Source organism: Mariniphaga sp. (assembly GCF_041687215.1).
Classification (GTDB): domain Bacteria; phylum Bacteroidota; class Bacteroidia; order Bacteroidales; family Prolixibacteraceae; genus Mariniphaga.
In genome coordinates this window covers 15,412-32,408 of sequence record NZ_JAWLCI010000057.1, presented here as the reverse complement: position 1 = coordinate 32,408, position 16,997 = coordinate 15,412, and the positions used below count along the sequence as shown (strand labels likewise).

The window sequence follows — 16,997 nt, the reverse complement described above, 5'->3', positions numbered from 1 at the left end:
ATAATTAATGAACATTTGCATAAAAAGTTCAAAAAATTGTGAAAATAAGTTAATCATTTATTTTTTTTCTATCTTAGCCGCCTTAAAGAGTGAGTAATTAATTATTAAAATTTGATTTATGAAGAAAATTGCGCTAATGCTATTTGGCATTGCCATGTTTGGCATGCTAACAGTTGAAGCACAGGTGAGGCGTGTTACAGGTACTGTAACCAGTGCCGATGACAAAACCCCGATACCTGGTGTTTCAGTGATGGTAGAAGGAACAACGCTGGGAACCATAACCAATATTGACGGTGTTTACCAGTTGGATGTTCCGAATGATGCGACAACGTTAATTTTTTCTTTTGTGGGAATGACCACCCAGGAGGTTGAAATTACCTCAGGAACACTTGACGTTGTATTGGAACAGGCTTATGTTGGCCTCGAGGAGGTGATGGTTGTGGCTTATGGTACCCAAACCAAAAAATCACTTACTGGATCACAGTCCGCCATTCAGGGCGAGGAACTTCAAAAAATTCAGGTATCCAACATTTCCAGGGCTTTGGAAGGTTCAGTTGCAGGTGTTCAAACAACCAGCAGTTCTGGTCAGCCCGGAACAGGAGCGAGCGTTCGAATCAGGGGAATGGGTTCATTATCTGCCAGCAGTTCTCCCTTATATGTGGTTGACGGAATTCCATACGAAGGAAACATCAACAATATTAGCCAGGTTGATATTGAATCGATGACGGTTTTGAAAGATGCTTCTGCCACTGCTATTTACGGAGCACGCGCTGCTAACGGAGTAATTCTTATAACTACAAAAAGAGGTACATCAAGCAAAGCCCGGATTTCAGTTGACAGCAAGTTTGGTGTTAACTCTAAAGCATATAAAGGTTATGATGTTATGACAGAGCCTTCTGAATACTATGAAACGTATTGGGAAGCTCTCAGAAATGACAGGTATTACAGAAATAACTATTCTTTTATTGATGCCGGCTATTATGCAAGCAACAGATTAATTAAATATGCCAATCCTACAGGCGCTACTGAGTGGATGCTTGGATACAATAACTACGATGTTCCGGATAATCAGGTGGTCGATCCGCTTACCGGAAGAGTGAATCCAAATGCAAATTTACTTTATCATGAAAACTGGGAAGATGAAGTTTTTGAAAACGGAATCCGCCAGGAACACTCAGTAAGTATGAGTGGCGTTTCGTCAGGTACAAACTATTTCATGTCGTTTAACTACCTCGATGATGAAGGGTACAGCCCAAACAGTGGATTTGAACGTTACACCACTCGTTTAAAACTGGCACAGGAGGTTACAAAATGGCTAAAAGTTAATGGGAACGTGTCCTATGTTCGCACAAATACCATGAACCCAACTTCTACTGGAAGTAGTTCTGCCAATATTTTTTATGTTGCACAGGTTGTTGCACCCATTTATCCCATTTATCAGCATAATCCTGACGGTTCACTGGATCTGGATAAAAACGGAAACAAACAATACGATTTTGGCGACCGCGACGATATGAAAAGGCCGGTTATGCCTATCGCCAACCCTGCCGGAACTCAGGTTTTGAATACTGAAAATACGGCACTTGACCGCATTAATTTTACCGGAGGTGCCACCGTTTCTATTACCAGCGATTTGGATTTGTTACTTAACCTTGGTGTGGATAATGCACAAACAAACCGCTCGCGTATCGACAATAACCAGATTGGACAATATGCAGAAACCGGTGGTTATATTTACAAAAGTAGTGGGGTAACCCGTACCATTAACTCAAACCAGATTCTGGCTTTTGATAAAAAACTGAATGACGATCATTCCATTTCTGCCAAAGCTGGTCACGAATATTACAAGTGGGATTACACCCTGAATTATGGCGGAAAACAGAATTTCCTTTTCCCGTCAATTACCGAAATGGACTGGGCAGTGGTTATGAGCAGCGTTGGTTCCTACGGATATGATTATTCTTTGGAAAGTTATTTCGGACATCTGAATTATGGGTTCCGCGACAGGTACTTCATTGACGGCAGTATGCGTTACGACGGTTCTTCAAGATTCCATCCGGACAACCGCTGGGGTACTTTCTGGTCGGTTGGCGGTTCGTGGGTAATGAGCGACGAAGCTTTCCTGCAAAATGCATCTTACCTTGATGTACTTAAACTCAGAGTTAGTTACGGTAGCATTGGGAATGACAATTTGGGCGGTAGTTATTACTATTATGCTTATGAAGACCAGTACAATGTAGTAAACAATGATGGTGAAGTTGGTCTTGAATTCGCTTTTAAAGGGAACAAAGACCTCAAATGGGAAAGTAACAATTCCTTTACTATTGGTTTCGACTTCGGGTTTTTAAATTCAATTTCAGGGAATATTGACTATTTCAACAGAACAAGTTCCGACCTGCTGTTTGTGCTGCCACAGGCACCTTCTTCAGGTATTGCAGAAATTCCTTTTAACATAGGTCGGTTAACTAACAGCGGTTTTGAATTGCAGTTGAATACCAACCTTATAAATACAAATGATTTTAAATGGGATTTAACGCTCAATGCCACACATTATACCACCACTATTGATGAATTGCCTGAAATGTATAAAGAGGAAGGCCTCACAAGAGGTGGGTACCAGAAATGGGAAGAAGGATATTCTCCGTACCTGTTTTATATGAGAAGAAATGCAGGAGTCGATCAGGAAACCGGACAGGCACTCTGGTATATGGATGAACTTGATGAAGAAGGCAACGTAACCGGAGAAACAGCTACTCCTGTTTGGACTGACGCTACCCGGTACCGGACCGATAAAGATGCCACACCTGATGTTTTTGGTGGTATTTTGTCATCTGTTCAGTTTAAAGGTTTCGATTTTAGCGTACAAACTGCCTATCAAATTGGAGGTTATGTTTACGATGGTATTTACGGAAACTTTATGCATGCCGGCGATGCAAATAATGTTGGTCAGAACTTTCACCGGGACATCCTGAAAAGATGGACTCCGTCGAATACTGATACCAATGTACCCCGCATAGACAGATATTCCGATGCAAATAATGTGAGTGACAGATTCCTTACCAAAGCAGATTATTTCTCATTGCGAAATGTTGTTTTAGGGTACACCATTCCTAATTACCTTACACAGGAATGGGGAATTGAAACGTTGCGGCTCTATGTTGCAGCCGATAATTTATTCTTTATGTCAAGAAGACAAGGTTTCGATCCGAGGATGTATTTCAGTGGCGTAACAACTGCAACTGACTTAAACTATTCGCCAATAAAAACCGTTTCGGCAGGTTTAAATCTGACTTTCTAAAAATTTAAAATGAAAAGAATTATGAATAGAATATATAATTATTTGATTTTCATTGTTGCAGGAGCAATGCTTTTAACCACCTCATGCAGCGATGAACTGAATACAGATCCAAGGGGAACTGTATCTCAATCGCAGATAGCCGACCTGGCAGCATCTGATCCGGAGGCTCTTGCACTGGTTATTGAACCCATGATTGCAGGGATGTACGGCCATTTGGTTACTTATAATTCAATGGCATTAGCCAGCGTAAGTCATGATGACCACGGAATAAAAAGTATTTTACACATTGCCGATATGATGGGCGAAGATGTGGTTCAAACCTCATCATCTTATGGTTGGTATTACAGCGATTATTTGCTTGAATTGCGGGACAAAGATTACCGCCATCCTTATTTTGTCTGGCAGTATTTATATCGGAACATTAAACTGGCAAACGACATTTTGGCTCAAATACCTGAAGATGTTGAAGACAGCCATTTAAGGGCATTTCGCGGACAGGCGCTTGTTACTCGTGCATACAGCTATCATTACCTGGTTCAGATTTACCAAAAAACTTATGTGGGGCATGAAAATGATCCCGGAGTTCCTATTGTGACTGAAATTGCCAGTGATGAAGGATATCCGCGTGCACCTATGAGTGCTGTTTATGAGTTGATGGTAAAAGATCTTACCGATGCGGTTGGATTATTGGAAGGTTACAACCGACCGAGTAAAGGTTTTATAGATCAGTCAGTTGCCTATGGATTTTTAGCCCGGGTTTATTTAAGCATGGAAAATTGGGAGGGTGCCGCATCTGCTGCCAGCACCGCCAGAAGCGGATATACGGTTATGACCGGGGAACAATACCTCGACGGTTTTAAATACATTTCAAACCCTGAGTGGATGTTTGGTTCCATTGTAACTGCCGATTTGGACATCGTGCAATCGGGGATTGTAAACCACAATTCCTTCTTTTCAAGTTTTAGCTACGGATATGCTTCCATTACCGGAATGCATAAAGCAATTGACCGCAGATTGTATGATTACATGAGCGAAACTGATATCAGAAAACAGGCTTTCCAGGCTCCCGACGGCAGTACTTTCCCTGAAGGTGGATACAATGGTGTTAATTTACCTGCTTATGTAAACGGCAAGTTCGGACCAAGCGATGATGGTGCCGATAACACACAGGACCTCGTTTACATGAGAGCTTCAGAAATGTTGTTAATTGAAGCTGAAGCCCGCGCTGCATTGAATCAAACGAGCCAGGCTTCCAGCCTTTTGCAGGAACTTATGGCAAACCGCGATCCTAATTACACCGTTCCTTCATCGGGTTTACTGGAAGAAATCAGAAAACAAAGGAGAATTGAACTTTGGGGTGAACTCGGCATCGCTTTATTTGATATAAAACGATTGAAACTGGGAATCAACAGAAATTACGAAGGTTCAAATCATCCTGATGATGCAAAACTTGTTGTACCTGCTGAAGACTGGTTGTTTACCTATATGCTGCCAACCAGGGAAATTGACAACAACCCGGATATCAGTTCAGGTGACAACAATCCTTAATTTTTATTTAATTGAAAAATCATGATATTATGAAGAATATTATAAAACTATTCGCTTTTATTTTAGCCGGTTCATTTGCATTTACTTCCTGCCAGGAAGAACTTGTAAATCCGGATGAATATCGTATTGAATACGACCAGACAAAAGCTCCTTCGCTTGGGGATGCAAGCATTGTAAAAGTTAGTGCAGGTTACGCTGTTTTGCAGGCCAGTGCCGACACTGGTGCTGTTGATCGGGGATTTTTGGTTTCTGAAAGTGAAAATGACTTTTCAGCGGCTACAGTTATTTCTGTTAAAAATGATGCTGACATTGTGGAACTGAACAATGACGGAACTTTTTCCCTTCGTGCTTCGGGTTTGCAGGGTCAAAAAACCTACTATTTTAAACCATTCGCAGCTAATTTTGAAGGAGGTACTGTTTTAGGAAATGTTCAGTCGTTTACCACAAGAGAAAGTGTTGTGGCTTATGAAATTTCCACAGCCGAAAGTTCACTTGAAGATTGGGAAAATGCCGGCTTTGAATCCATCGACAAAGATGGCGACGGATTAGGTTGGGATTTGACATACTATGATGAGGAAGCAGGTCAGGTCACATTTATTTCATATTCCTGGTATGGTGAGGCTGTGACTCCCGAAAATTACCTTGTTTTTCCTGAATTGACACTCGATGGTGTTGACGGTACTGTTACAGTAAATGTTCAGGCTGCTGATCCTGATTGGTCAGCCGAAACATTTAAAGTTGTAATTTCGGATGCACCTATAACCGAAGATAATTGCAGGGAAGCAGAAGTTCTGTACACCAACACCTTAGCAGGTGGTGATGAATTTTCTGCAACTGTTGATATACCTGCGGATTACGAGGGTGGTAATATATATATGGCTTTGGTTCATGCCGAAGTAACTGATATGTATGCCATTATGTTTTTAGGTACTCAGTTGAGTTACGCTAAATAGATAAATAAAATAATACAGATTAAAAAGAGGCTGTCGTGAGGCAGCCTCTTTTTGTTGATAAATCCTTATTTTTTACTTGATATTTCCCCGTTTTCAGTTTGTTTTTTTTACAAAATCTGCTTTTTTTACTACATTAGCGCGGTGTTGAAAAGAGAGAACTGAACTTAATTTCTGAATTATGGGGAAAAAAATACTGGCGATCCTTTTTATCGCCTGGTTAAGTTTATGCTTTGCTAATGCCCAGGTTTACAGGATTTCCGGTATTGTTACCGATTCGGATCAAGGCAGCCCGCTTTCTGGTGTTTCTGTTGTAGTTAAAGGCACAACCCTGGGTACCGTTACCAACCAGGATGGATACTACCAGTTAAATCTTCCCGAAAATACTCAAACGCTTGTTTTTTCTTTTATTGGAATGAAAACTCTGGAGTTACCGGTTGAAGGTTCTGTTTTAAATGTTGTTCTTGAACCCGATATGGTGGGTGTGGATGAAGTTGTGGTAGTGGCTTATGGCACTTCACTAAAAGAACATTTTACTGGCTCAATCAGCACAGTCGATGATATTCAGCTTGAGCGGTTTCAAACGGCTGGTTTTACCAAAGCATTGCAGGGATTAACTTCTGGCGTGATAACAACAAGTGGAAGCGGTCAGCCAGGTGAAGATGCAGAAATACGCATCAGGGGTTTTAATTCGTTTGGAAATGCAAGTCCGCTGGTGGTGCTCGATGGTTTTCCTTATGACGGTAACCTGAGCTCAGTTCCATTATCCGAAATTGCCTCCATTTCCATTTTGAAAGACGCCTCGGCCTCTGCGCTTTACGGGTCACGTGCCGCCAGTGGCGTAATTATTATTACCACAAAATCGGGCGTGGCCGGAACTTCGGAGTTAAATCTGAGTGTTCGCTACGGTTTGTCAAACAGGGCAGTACCGGATTACAACCGGGTAACGGTTCCCGAATATTATGAATTGCAATGGGAAGGATTACGGAATGCTTTGGTTGCCAGCGGAACAGATTGGGCAGATGCGGGAAATATGGCCCGGCAGCAACTGATTCCAACGCTGGGAGGTTACAATGCCTACAATGTGCCTGACGGAGAAGTGGTTGACAGCAATGGTAAAATAAATTCAAATGCTGAACTGCTGTGGAATGATAACTGGCAACAGGAATTATTTATTACAGGAAAAAGAAGTGAGCTGGCGCTTCAAACAAAAGGTGGTTCTGAAAAAACAACATATTTTATTTCTGGTACTTTTCTAAATGAAGATGGAATTATTAAAGCTTCAAACCTGAAACGATACACTGCCAGGGTAAATGTGAATACTCAAATCAAACCATGGATTACAGCCGGAATAAATTTTTCCGGGTCGCTGTCTGAACAAAATTATCCGGTTTCTTCAGGAACAACCTACCTGAATCCGTTTAGATTTACCGGGATGATAGCTCCAATTTACCCCGTTTATTTATACAATGAAGAAGGGGAGTTACAGACCAATGCTGAAGGTGAAAAACTTTACGATTATGGCTCAGGCTATGGAAGATCCCGTTCCTATAGTTCGAACCTGAATCCGCTTGGAACTACTGCTTTAGACAAAAGGCTTTACAAAAAGGATGTGTTTACACTGCGTTCATTTATCAATTTTAAATTAACCGAAGGATTATTTTTTAAAACCTCGGTAGGCGCAGATTATTATACATTTACCGGTATTTCCCACCAAAATATGAAATATGGCGACGGACAGAATTTTGACGGTCGCACATCCAGGGAAACCAACCGGACTTTTTCCTATTCTGCCAATCAAATCATTCAGTATCAAAAAATATGGGGCGAACATTCAGTTGATGCGCAGGGCGGGCACGAAAACTACAACTATAAATTTAATGTTCTTTCGGCCACTCGTTCCGGATTCCCTTTCCCCGGTTTGGTGGAACTGGATGCTGCAGCCATTGCCGAGGGCTCTGGTTCTTATGAAGATAATTACAGATTGGAAAGTTACCTGGCTAAAATTGATTATGCTTTTGACCAGCGGATTTTTGCCAGTTTTAATATGCGTACCGATGGAAATTCGCGGTTTGCAAAAGATGTTCGTTGGGGAAGTTTTTGGGGCTTAGGATTTTCCTGGCTGATTTCCCGAGAATCTTTTATGGAAGATTTTTCAGCTTTAAACCTTCTGAGAATTAAAGCAAGTTATGGTGAACAGGGCAACGATAAAATTGGGTCGTTTTACGGATATCAGGGACTCTATCAAACCGGAATAAACAATATTGATTATCCCGGGGTGCTGGCCAGCCGGTTATCTACGCCCGGCCTGTCGTGGGAATCGTTAAATGCGTTAAACCTCGGTTTTGAAGTTAAATTTCTCAACCGTTTTAATTTTAATTTTGAATATTACTTGCGGAACAACAGTGATTTACTGTTTGAACAGCCGTTGCCACCCTCCACCGGCTTTACCTCAATTGATGCCAACATTGCACAATTATTAAATGCAGGGTTTGATTTGGAAATGGGAGGTTTAATTTTGAATGCAAGTAATTTTTCCTGGAACCTCGATTTAAACCTTGGGCATTTTAAAAATGAAATTAAAGCCTTGCCGCAGGAATTTATCATTAACGGAAACAAGCGGTGGGAGATTGGCCGATCCATTTATGATTTCTGGATTGAGGATTTTGCCGGAGTGGATGCTGAAACAGGAAAATCACTTTGGTATTACGACACTACAGAAAACGGAGCCCGGGAAGTAACAGATTCTTATACCCAGGCCGACAGGTATTATGCAGGTTCGTCTATTCCCGATTTATTTGGCGGAATAAACAACCTTATGAATATTTATGATTTCGATTTGTCTGTTTTGCTTGGGTTTGGATTGGGTGGAAAAGTATTAGATCAGGGATATCTGGAGATCATGCATTCAGGTCAGTACGGATATGATTTTCACCGCGATATTTTAGAACGCTGGACTCCCGAAAATACCGAAACCAACGTACCTGTCATTGACGGAGATTCTTATACAAACAGACGTTCTACCCGTTTTTTAACCGATGCCAGCTTCCTGAATGTAAAAAATGTGTCGTTGGGTTACCAGGTTCCAAAAACAATGGTGACTAAACTTAATCTGGCTGCTTTAAGGTTAAATCTCACAGCAGATAACCTGGCACTTGTTTCTGCCCGAAAAGGTTTAAATCCTCAGTTTTCATTCGATGGCTCTTTCGCCAGGGAGTATGTACCCATGCGAACCATTTCGGCTGGTATTGATGTTCAATTTTAAACAGGTAAATATGAAAAAGATTTTTAGTTTCATTTTTGGTTCTGCCTTCATTTTATTTTCCTGTTCAGATAATTACCTGGAAACCGCTCCGACCAATCAAATTTCGGATTTGGCTGTTTTTCAGACTGTAGAAGGTGCACAAACAGCAATTGATGGTGTTTTGCGCGATATGCGTTCTCAACACGGAGCAGCAAATATGCACGACCAGTTTGGAGTTAAGGCGATAGATTTAAGTGTTGATTTAATGGGTGAAGATATTGCTGTTGAAAAGTTTCACTGGTTTGGAGCCGATTACCGGTTTGAAAACCGAACGGCAAACGACCCGCGTTCGCTTTATGCCTGGTCTCTTTTTTATCGGATAGTTTATAATGTAAACGGTATAATAAATCATATTGATGAGGCGGCGTCCGACAGCGAAAACCTGAAAAAAAACCTGAAAGCGCAGGCGTTAACTTTAAGAGCGTATTCCTATTTTCAGTTGGTTCAGCTTTTTCAGCATACTTATTCCGGTCACGAAAATGAACCCGGCGTGCCGGTTTACACCGATGCAACAACTGAAGGATTTCCCAGGAATACAGTAGCAGAGGTTTACCAACAAATTACTGAAGATTTACAGGTTGCTGTTCAGCTATTTGAAACCAGTAATATGCCGCAAAGGCATATTTCGGATCCGACAGTAAATGTGGCCCGCGGGCTTTGGGCGAGGGTTGCGCTGGTTATGGAAGACTGGCAAACAGCCGCAGAAATGGCTTCAGCGGCTCGGCAAGGGTATCCAATTATGGCAGCAACTGCCTACAGCACTGGTTTCGATAATTATTCCCAGCAAAACTGGATGTGGGGATTCGAAGTAAACAATGAACAGTCAACAACTTATGCATCCTGGTTCTCACATATGGACTGGTCTATAGGAGGTTACTGCGGATTCGGTTTTAGTCCAAAATCTTTTAGCCTTCAGTTATATAATCAAATGGAAGATGGCGATGTGCGAAAAGCACTGGTTGATACTACTTCCATTGCTTCAGGAAGTTTAGTCCCCCGGAAATTTTCAGCCGGAAATGATAAAGGTTTTGCGGCCGATTTGGTTTTAATGCGGCCTGAAGAAATGCTGTTAATTGAAGCAGAGGCAAGGGTGAGGATGGAGGAGGAAGCTGTTGCCCGAAACTTATTAAGAGTACTTCGGGATCAGCGCTTTGATAATCCTGAACCTCTATATTCCACTGGCCAGGCGTTGTTACAGAAAATTCTTTTGGAAAGAAGAATTGAACTTTGGGGAGAAGGATTCAGAGGATTCGACTTGAAAAGGTTGAAATTGGGCGTTGATCGAAATAACAGTAACCACAATCCTTTGGTGGCTCGCACCATGTCATTGCCGGCAGAATCGGAAAAATTCATTTATCAGATTCCTCAGACTGAAATTGATGCCAATCCAAATATTGGTGAGGAGGATCAAAATCCGTAAACGGAGTTACAATTTTTTGCCGGTTGGTTCATTTTCCTGCCATTTTTTCTGTAGTTCCTCCAGTTCTTTTTGATGTTTTTTCATAAGTTCCTCCCATTCTCTTTGGTGCTCCTCATTTTTGAATCCCGGGAAACCAAAATTTTCGTCGCGGAACCGGAAGAAGTGCTGATTGAGCCGTTCCTCAAAATCTTCAAAAAAATCATGATCGATTCCCGGTTGAAGTTTATCGTCGGGTCCAAAACCAAAATCAAAAAACAAGGAATCGAATTGAAATGGGAACTGGTTGGAAAATAGTGAATCGGAAAAAGGAAAATGGTGTTGCCTGAAATTTTCATCATCAAATGGCGAAAATCTGAAACCAAATGAAAATGGCTGATGTGGAAAATTTCTATTGTCAAACAAAGAGTCATTCCAAAATCCATCCATAAACCGCTCTAGTTCGGGGAAATTATACTGAAAGGAGAGACTGTCGCCCGGAAAACCAAAATGATATGTGGTATCCACCGACCATTGATGGATGTAAGTTGAATCATACTCAATCAGGTTGCCCTTTTCATCGTATTTTTTATTGACAATAATTTGTTCGTCGGGGGTTTCCTGCTCTTGCAGATGTTGTGCTTTTAATCCAAATACAATAACAGAAAAAATGATGGTTAAGAAAACTAATTTTTTCATGGCTGTATTTTTTCTTCAAAATTAAAAAATAGAAGTTTAAATAAAATTGAAGAAATGATAAAAAGTTTTAAAGGAGCAAACAATAAAAAACAGGATGACATCCGGGTGACGGACGAAATCCTGTTTTAAGTTGAAAATATTTCTGTTAAAGTGTTTTAATCAAAAAGATGATCGTCGGCAGCCGGGCCACAATCACAATCTTCGTGCAGTCCTTTTTCGTATTGCTGCAACGCAAGTAAGCTCATTCCCATGCTTGAAAAGCCACCATCGTTAAACAGGTTTTGCATGGTAACTCTTCGGGTTAAATCCGAAAACAGGGTAATGCAATAATCGGCACAATCGTCGCCGGTTGCATTTCCCAGAGGCGACATTCGGTTCGCAAAGTCAAGCAGGCGGTCAAACCCTTTTACTCCACTTCCCGCAGTTGTAATTGTTGGCGATTGTGAAATGGTATTGATTCGTACCCGACGTTCTCTTCCGTAAATGTATCCAAAGCTCCGGGCAATGGATTCCAGCAGCGCTTTGGCGTCGGCCATGTCGTTATAACCATAAAAAGTACGCTGGGCTGCAACATACGAAAGTGCCACCACTGAGCCCCATTCATTCATGGCATCCAGCTTGCGGGCAGTTTGCAGTACTTTATGAAAAGAAACCGCTGATATATCCAGCGTTTTGTTGAGGTAATTGTAATCGAGGTCGCTGTAATGACGCTCTTTTCTTACGTTGGGCGACATGCCGATGGAATGAAGGACAAAGTCAATTTTACCACCCAGGTGTTCCATCGATTTGATAAACAAATTATTCAGGTCATCTACGTTGGTGGCATCGGCGCCAATGGCAATGGTGTTCAGTTTTTCTGCCAACTTCTGGGTTTCGCCCATGCGCATGGCAACTGCTGTGTTGGTTAATGTTAACGTGGCGCCTTCTTCATGGGCGCGTTCTGCTACTTTCCATGCTATGGAATCGGGGTTTAATGCTCCAAAAACAATTCCCCTTTTCCCTTTTAGTAAATTGTAACTCATGGTATTTTTTTAAGAATTTTGCGGTGCAAAGTTAATTCAGTTTAAATAAAATTAAAAAGTAAAGGACTTTTTCCACTTAAATATCCCTTCTTTTAACCATTCGTTTCAAATATTGTTCGTTCCAGGTCGAAAAATTCATTGTTATTTTTATCTAAACTCATTATAAATAAGTTTTGTGTTTTAAAAAATCCCTTTATATTTGTTGCAAATAAAATCGGTTATAAAAATGAATTCACATATTCAAAATACTTCACAAAATGAGCTGGCTAATCTGGCTGGTAGTTGTGAATTCGTTTCACCGTCGATTTTTATGTCTATGCGCTAGCCTTCTTTCGGTGGTTTCCCATTGACTGAAGGCATACAGGTTTTAGCGAACAAAAATCAAAGTTTTACATTTATTTCTTTTTTTATGTCGGATAAAGTTATTCGATTGGGTGGCAGCCATTCAGGTCATGCTGCATCCATTCAAAATTTGGTTTCCTATTCAGGAAAAAGCAAGGGTAGAAAATTTATTGTAATTTCTGCAGTACCTGAAATTTTGCAGTTAATTCGTCAGACTGTTTTAGAAGTTTTTAGTGCAAATGCCGGCAATGTTGATGAAAAGTTAATCTCATTCTATTCAAAATTGACAGATGAGAATCCGTCGGAAACTTACCTCGAATTGGTGGATCTTTTGACCGGAATTCTTAGGGGAATTGGGATGATTGGCGATTATTCGGCGGCACTGAAAGATCAGGTTATCAGTTTCAGCGAAAAATTAACCGCTGAAATATTTCTGGCACAATTTAAAAAATCAGGTGTTGAGGCTGAAATACTATGGCCCGAAAAATTGGAACTGAAAGTTACTCCCGATTTTGGCAATGCAACATTTATTTCGGTTAATAAAAAGAAGCTGGATGGTTTGCAGTCTGGGTTTTTTCTGATCCCGGGTTCTTACGGACTTACTTCCGAAGGAAAAATTGCGCGGGCCGGAAAAACTGCGGCTGATTACACTGCGGCATTTTTAACCCGTGAACTCGGAATTCCTGGTTTGGAACTTTGGGGACTCGATTTCGACTTTCTGCGTGCCGATCCGGAAATTGTTTCCAATCCGCCACGTATTCAGCGTTTAACCTATTCCGAAGCCAGCGAGCTGGCCTATTTCGATCACTATTCTTTTCATCCGCGCACAGTGGAACCACTGGAAACTGAACACATCCCCGTTTATGTTGTTAATACAGATTCGGGAGAAGGAAAAATTGATACAGTAATCAATACAGAAACTTATGTGGAACCACAAATTGTAAAAAGTGTGGCATGCACCGACGATATTTCCTTGCTTCGGCTTAACGGGCCGGGAGTCGGTTTGAAACCAGGAATCCTGGCAAAAGTTACTTCGCGGTTAAATCAGGAAGGAATTAACATTAAATCGGTTATTACTTCACAAATTTCCATCAATTTAATTCTGGAAAGAAAAACCGCGAACCGGGCGCTGGATTTTATTCGCCAACTCGGATTTTCCGCTGTTCAGGATATTTCAGTTATCGACGATGTTTCTCTTGTTGCTGTTGTTGGACACGGAATGCAGCAAAGTTATGGAGTTTCGGCAAAAATTTTTAATGCAGTTGCACAACACAAAATTAATGTAGTACTCAGCGGTTCAGGGGCTTCAGATTTGGTGAGCTACCTGGTTGTAAAATCTTCCGACAAGGAAAAGAGCGTTCGTGAAATTTATAAAGCATTTTTTAACCCAAAAAAATAAGTAAAATGACAACAGAAAAATTAAAATTTGAAACCCTGCAACTTCATGCAGGACACCAACCCGACCAAACTACCAACTCAAGGGCAGTGCCTATTTATCAAACTTCATCGTATGTTTTTAACGATGCGGAACACGCTGCAAACCTTTTTGCGCTGAAGGAGTTTGGAAATATTTACACCCGAATTATGAACCCGACTACCGATGTGTTTGAGCAGCGCATGGCAGCTCTTGAGGGTGGAGTTGCAGCACTTGCCTTGGCTTCGGGACACGCAGCACAGTTTTTAACGTTCAATACACTGCTCGAATCCGGCGATAATTTTGTGACTTCGCCTTTTTTATATGGTGGTTCACATAACCAGTTCCGGGTTTCGTTTAAACGCCTGGGAATTGATGCCCGGTTTGCAGAAGATTTAACAGTTGAGGCTTTTGAAAAACTAATAGATGAAAATACCAAAGCTCTCTACTACGAAACCATCGGTAATCCGGGGTATGTGGTTCCCGATTTTGAGGCTCTGGGCGCCCTGGCCAAAAAATATGACATTCCGTTGATTGTGGACAATACTTTTGCTGCGGCAGGCTATCTTTTCAGGCCAATCGATTACGGGGCAAATATTGTAGTTGAATCGGCTACCAAATGGATTGGTGGACATGGAACCAGCATTGGCGGAGTGATTGTTGACGCAGGAAACTACAACTGGGGTAACGGAAAGTTTCCCGGATTTACAGAACCTTCTGAAAGTTACCACGGACTGAAATTCTGGGATGTTTTCAATTTTGACAGTCCGCTCGGAAACATTGGTTTTATTATAAAAGCCCGTGTGGAAGGATTACGCGATTTTGGCCCGGCTATTAGTCCGTTCAACTCATTTTTACTGTTGCAGGGACTCGAAACGCTCTCGTTAAGAATGGACAGGCATGTGGAAAATGCCCTGGAACTGGCCAAATGGCTGGTACAGCACCCGAAAGTAGAAAGCGTGAATTATCCCGGCCTGGAAGGGAATCCTTCGTATGAAAACGCGAAAAAATATTTTAAAAAGGGTGCCGGCAGTATGTTGAATTTTAATGTGAAAGGAGATAAAGATGCAGCCAACATTGTGGTGAATAACCTTCAGCTTGTGAGTCACCTGGCCAATGTGGGCGATGCAAAAACGCTGATTATTCAGCCGGCAGCTACCACACACCAACAACTTTCGGCAGAGGCACAAAAAGCTGCCGGTGTTGAACCGTCACAGCTTCGTGTAAGTGTTGGAATCGAGCACATTGACGATATAATTGCCGACTTTGAACAAGCCCTTGAAAAAATAGGATAAGGGTTGAAAATATGTGATATAAATTACAGAGTAGTGAGAAAAGAATAAATGATTTTCTCACTACTCAATTCTGAAAATCTTAATACTAATACGAAATGCCAGTAAATGTTCCCGATAAATTACCTGCCATAAATATTCTGAAAGAGGAGAATATTTTTGTGATGGATGAGTCGCGGGCTCAACATCAGGACATCAGACCATTAAAAATTATTATTCTGAACCTGATGCCGCTGAAGGTGACCACTGAAACTGATTTGCTGCGGTTATTGTCAAACTCACCGCTGCAAATCGAAATCGAGTTTATGAAAATTAAGGGACATAAGTCGAAAAATACATCAGCGGAGCACATGAAGCAGTTTTATAAAAATTTCGATGAGCTGAATAATAAAAAGTATGACGGGATGATTATTACCGGCGCTCCGGTTGAACTTCTGCCTTTTGAAGAGGTGACTTACTGGAACGAAATGAAGGAAATTCTCGACTGGGCAAAACATCATGTATATTCAACGCTGTTTATTTGCTGGGCTGCACAGGCCGGATTGTATCATTTTTACGGAATTCCGAAATACGAACTTCCCCGGAAAATGTTTGGCGTTTTTGAACACACGCATTCCAATGCTCATTTACCCATTTTTCGTGGTTTCGACGATGTGTTTTTTATGCCCCATTCCCGCCATACCGAAATCAGGGCAGAAGATGTGATGAAAGTTGAAGCTTTGCAAATTATTGCACAGTCTGAAATAGCGGGAGTTGCCATGGTTAAAGCCAACAGCGGCAGGCAATTGTTTATAACCGGCCATACTGAATATTCGCGCCACACGCTTGATACAGAATACAAAAGAGATTTAGCCAAAAAACTTCCCATCGATATTCCCGTCAATTATTATCCGGGAAACGATCCGAAAAATACACCTTGCATGAGATGGGGATCTGCCGCAAACCTGCTGTTTGCCAACTGGCTGAACTACTACGTTTATCAGGAAACGCCATACAACCTGGAGGAAATCAGTTAACAGAATTTTCCTTTTTCCCGGTAAAACTGTAATTTTGAGTTCAAATTAAAAATCGATTAGCTATGAAAAAAATTGCAGTTGTTTTGGCAGGAAACGGGGTTTACGATGGGGCTGAGGTTCATGAGGCGACTCTTACATTGCTGGCTATCGCACGCCATGGTGCACAATACCAGTGTTTCGCTCCAGATGTAGCTCAGGCTCACGTTGTAAACCATCTTACAGGCGAAGAAATGCCTGAAAAAAGAAATGTTTTAATCGAAGCAGCACGCATTGCCCGGGGAAACATCAAATCACTTTCGGAATACAAGGCCAAAGATTTTGACGCCATTGTTTTTCCCGGCGGATTTGGCGCAGCAAAAAATCTCTGCACTTTTGCATTTGACGGAGTTGACTGCAAGGTGAATCCCGATGTGGAAAAAGCTGTTCGTTCAACTGTAGCCGAAAAGAAACCAATTGGAGCACTGTGTATTTCGCCGGTAATGATTGCTAAAATTTTGGGCGATGTAAAGGTAACCATTGGTCAGGATGAAGCCACACTTCAGGCAATTGAGAGCTTGGGCGGAACCCATGAAAAAACCACCCACGGGCAAATTGTGGTGGATGAAAAATACAAGATAATTTCTACGCCCTGTTACATGCTGGATGCGACTATTGATCAGATTGCCGATGGTGCAGAAAATGCAGTAAAGAAAATTTTGGAAATGGTATAATTTCAA

At 41.4% G+C, this 16,997-nt stretch carries 11 protein-coding genes; 9 read left to right on the top strand and 2 right to left on the bottom strand.

Annotation, left to right across the window (positions count from 1 at the left end):
• Positions 1–118: 118 nt before the first annotated feature.
• The 5 genes from ACESMA_RS16875 (at position 119) to ACESMA_RS16855 (ending at position 10,520) form a co-directional block, all read left to right on the top strand.
• Entirely contained in the window at positions 119–3,298 is a 3,180-nt protein-coding gene (locus ACESMA_RS16875) for a SusC/RagA family TonB-linked outer membrane protein (RefSeq protein ID WP_372950031.1), read from the top strand.
• A 21-nt stretch (positions 3,299–3,319) separates the two neighbouring features.
• A complete protein-coding gene (locus ACESMA_RS16870) occupies positions 3,320–4,846 on the top strand; it encodes a RagB/SusD family nutrient uptake outer membrane protein (RefSeq protein ID WP_372950030.1) in 1,527 nt (508 codons plus the stop codon).
• 29 nt (positions 4,847–4,875) lie between these two features.
• Positions 4,876–5,799: a choice-of-anchor J domain-containing protein gene (locus tag ACESMA_RS16865; RefSeq protein WP_372950029.1), complete on the top strand. Its 924-nt coding sequence runs from the start codon at positions 4,876–4,878 to the stop codon at positions 5,797–5,799.
• A gap of 178 nt (positions 5,800–5,977) precedes the next feature.
• On the top strand, positions 5,978–9,061 hold the full coding sequence (locus tag ACESMA_RS16860) for a SusC/RagA family TonB-linked outer membrane protein (protein ID WP_372950028.1): 3,084 nt from the start codon (positions 5,978–5,980) through the stop codon (positions 9,059–9,061).
• A 10-nt stretch (positions 9,062–9,071) separates the two neighbouring features.
• Positions 9,072–10,520, top strand: coding sequence for a RagB/SusD family nutrient uptake outer membrane protein (locus tag ACESMA_RS16855; protein WP_372950027.1), 1,449 nt, complete (start codon positions 9,072–9,074; stop codon positions 10,518–10,520).
• 6 nt (positions 10,521–10,526) lie between these two features.
• On the opposite strand, the gene ACESMA_RS16850 is transcribed toward ACESMA_RS16855, so the two are convergent.
• Positions 10,527–11,195 carry a hypothetical protein gene (locus ACESMA_RS16850; protein WP_372950026.1) on the bottom strand — a complete coding sequence of 223 codons (669 nt, stop codon included), beginning with the start codon at positions 11,193–11,195 and terminating at the stop codon, positions 10,527–10,529.
• 155 nt (positions 11,196–11,350) lie between these two features.
• A complete protein-coding gene (locus ACESMA_RS16845) occupies positions 11,351–12,217 on the bottom strand; it encodes an enoyl-ACP reductase (RefSeq protein WP_372950025.1) in 867 nt (288 codons plus the stop codon).
• Positions 12,218–12,626: 409 nt separating this feature from the next.
• On the opposite strand from ACESMA_RS16845, the gene ACESMA_RS16840 reads away from it, so the two are divergent.
• From ACESMA_RS16840 to elbB, 4 genes are all read left to right on the top strand, one after another.
• On the top strand, positions 12,627–13,958 hold the full coding sequence (locus ACESMA_RS16840) for an ACT domain-containing protein (RefSeq protein ID WP_372950024.1): 1,332 nt from the start codon (positions 12,627–12,629) through the stop codon (positions 13,956–13,958).
• A 5-nt stretch (positions 13,959–13,963) separates the two neighbouring features.
• Entirely contained in the window at positions 13,964–15,268 is a 1,305-nt protein-coding gene (locus ACESMA_RS16835; RefSeq protein WP_372950023.1) for an O-acetylhomoserine aminocarboxypropyltransferase/cysteine synthase family protein, read from the top strand.
• 95 nt (positions 15,269–15,363) lie between these two features.
• The gene (gene metA, locus ACESMA_RS16830) at positions 15,364–16,281 is read left to right on the top strand and encodes a homoserine O-succinyltransferase (protein WP_372950022.1); all 918 of its coding nucleotides are present in this window, start codon (positions 15,364–15,366) and stop codon (positions 16,279–16,281) included.
• Between the two features lie 62 nt (positions 16,282–16,343).
• On the top strand, positions 16,344–16,991 hold the full coding sequence (elbB, locus tag ACESMA_RS16825; RefSeq protein ID WP_372950021.1) for an isoprenoid biosynthesis glyoxalase ElbB: 648 nt from the start codon (positions 16,344–16,346) through the stop codon (positions 16,989–16,991).
• The last annotated feature ends 6 nt before the right edge of the window (positions 16,992–16,997 follow it).

What these genes read in the sequence shown, in the direction of transcription:
- ACESMA_RS16840 (WP_372950024.1), top strand. Translation starts at nt 12,627, where the DNA reads ATGTCGGATAAAGTTATTCGATTGGGTGGCAGCCATTCAGGTCATGCT.
- ACESMA_RS16855 (WP_372950027.1), top strand. Translation starts at nt 9,072, where the DNA reads ATGAAAAAGATTTTTAGTTTCATTTTTGGTTCTGCCTTCATTTTATTT.
- ACESMA_RS16835 (WP_372950023.1), top strand. Translation starts at nt 13,964, where the DNA reads ATGACAACAGAAAAATTAAAATTTGAAACCCTGCAACTTCATGCAGGA.
- ACESMA_RS16865 (WP_372950029.1), top strand. Translation starts at nt 4,876, where the DNA reads ATGAAGAATATTATAAAACTATTCGCTTTTATTTTAGCCGGTTCATTT.
- ACESMA_RS16875 (WP_372950031.1), top strand. Translation starts at nt 119, where the DNA reads ATGAAGAAAATTGCGCTAATGCTATTTGGCATTGCCATGTTTGGCATG.
- metA (WP_372950022.1), top strand. Translation starts at nt 15,364, where the DNA reads ATGCCAGTAAATGTTCCCGATAAATTACCTGCCATAAATATTCTGAAA.
- ACESMA_RS16845 (WP_372950025.1), bottom strand. Translation starts at nt 12,217, where the DNA reads ATGAGTTACAATTTACTAAAAGGGAAAAGGGGAATTGTTTTTGGAGCA.
- ACESMA_RS16870 (WP_372950030.1), top strand. Translation starts at nt 3,320, where the DNA reads ATGAATAGAATATATAATTATTTGATTTTCATTGTTGCAGGAGCAATG.
- elbB (WP_372950021.1), top strand. Translation starts at nt 16,344, where the DNA reads ATGAAAAAAATTGCAGTTGTTTTGGCAGGAAACGGGGTTTACGATGGG.
- ACESMA_RS16860 (WP_372950028.1), top strand. Translation starts at nt 5,978, where the DNA reads ATGGGGAAAAAAATACTGGCGATCCTTTTTATCGCCTGGTTAAGTTTA.
- ACESMA_RS16850 (WP_372950026.1), bottom strand. Translation starts at nt 11,195, where the DNA reads ATGAAAAAATTAGTTTTCTTAACCATCATTTTTTCTGTTATTGTATTT.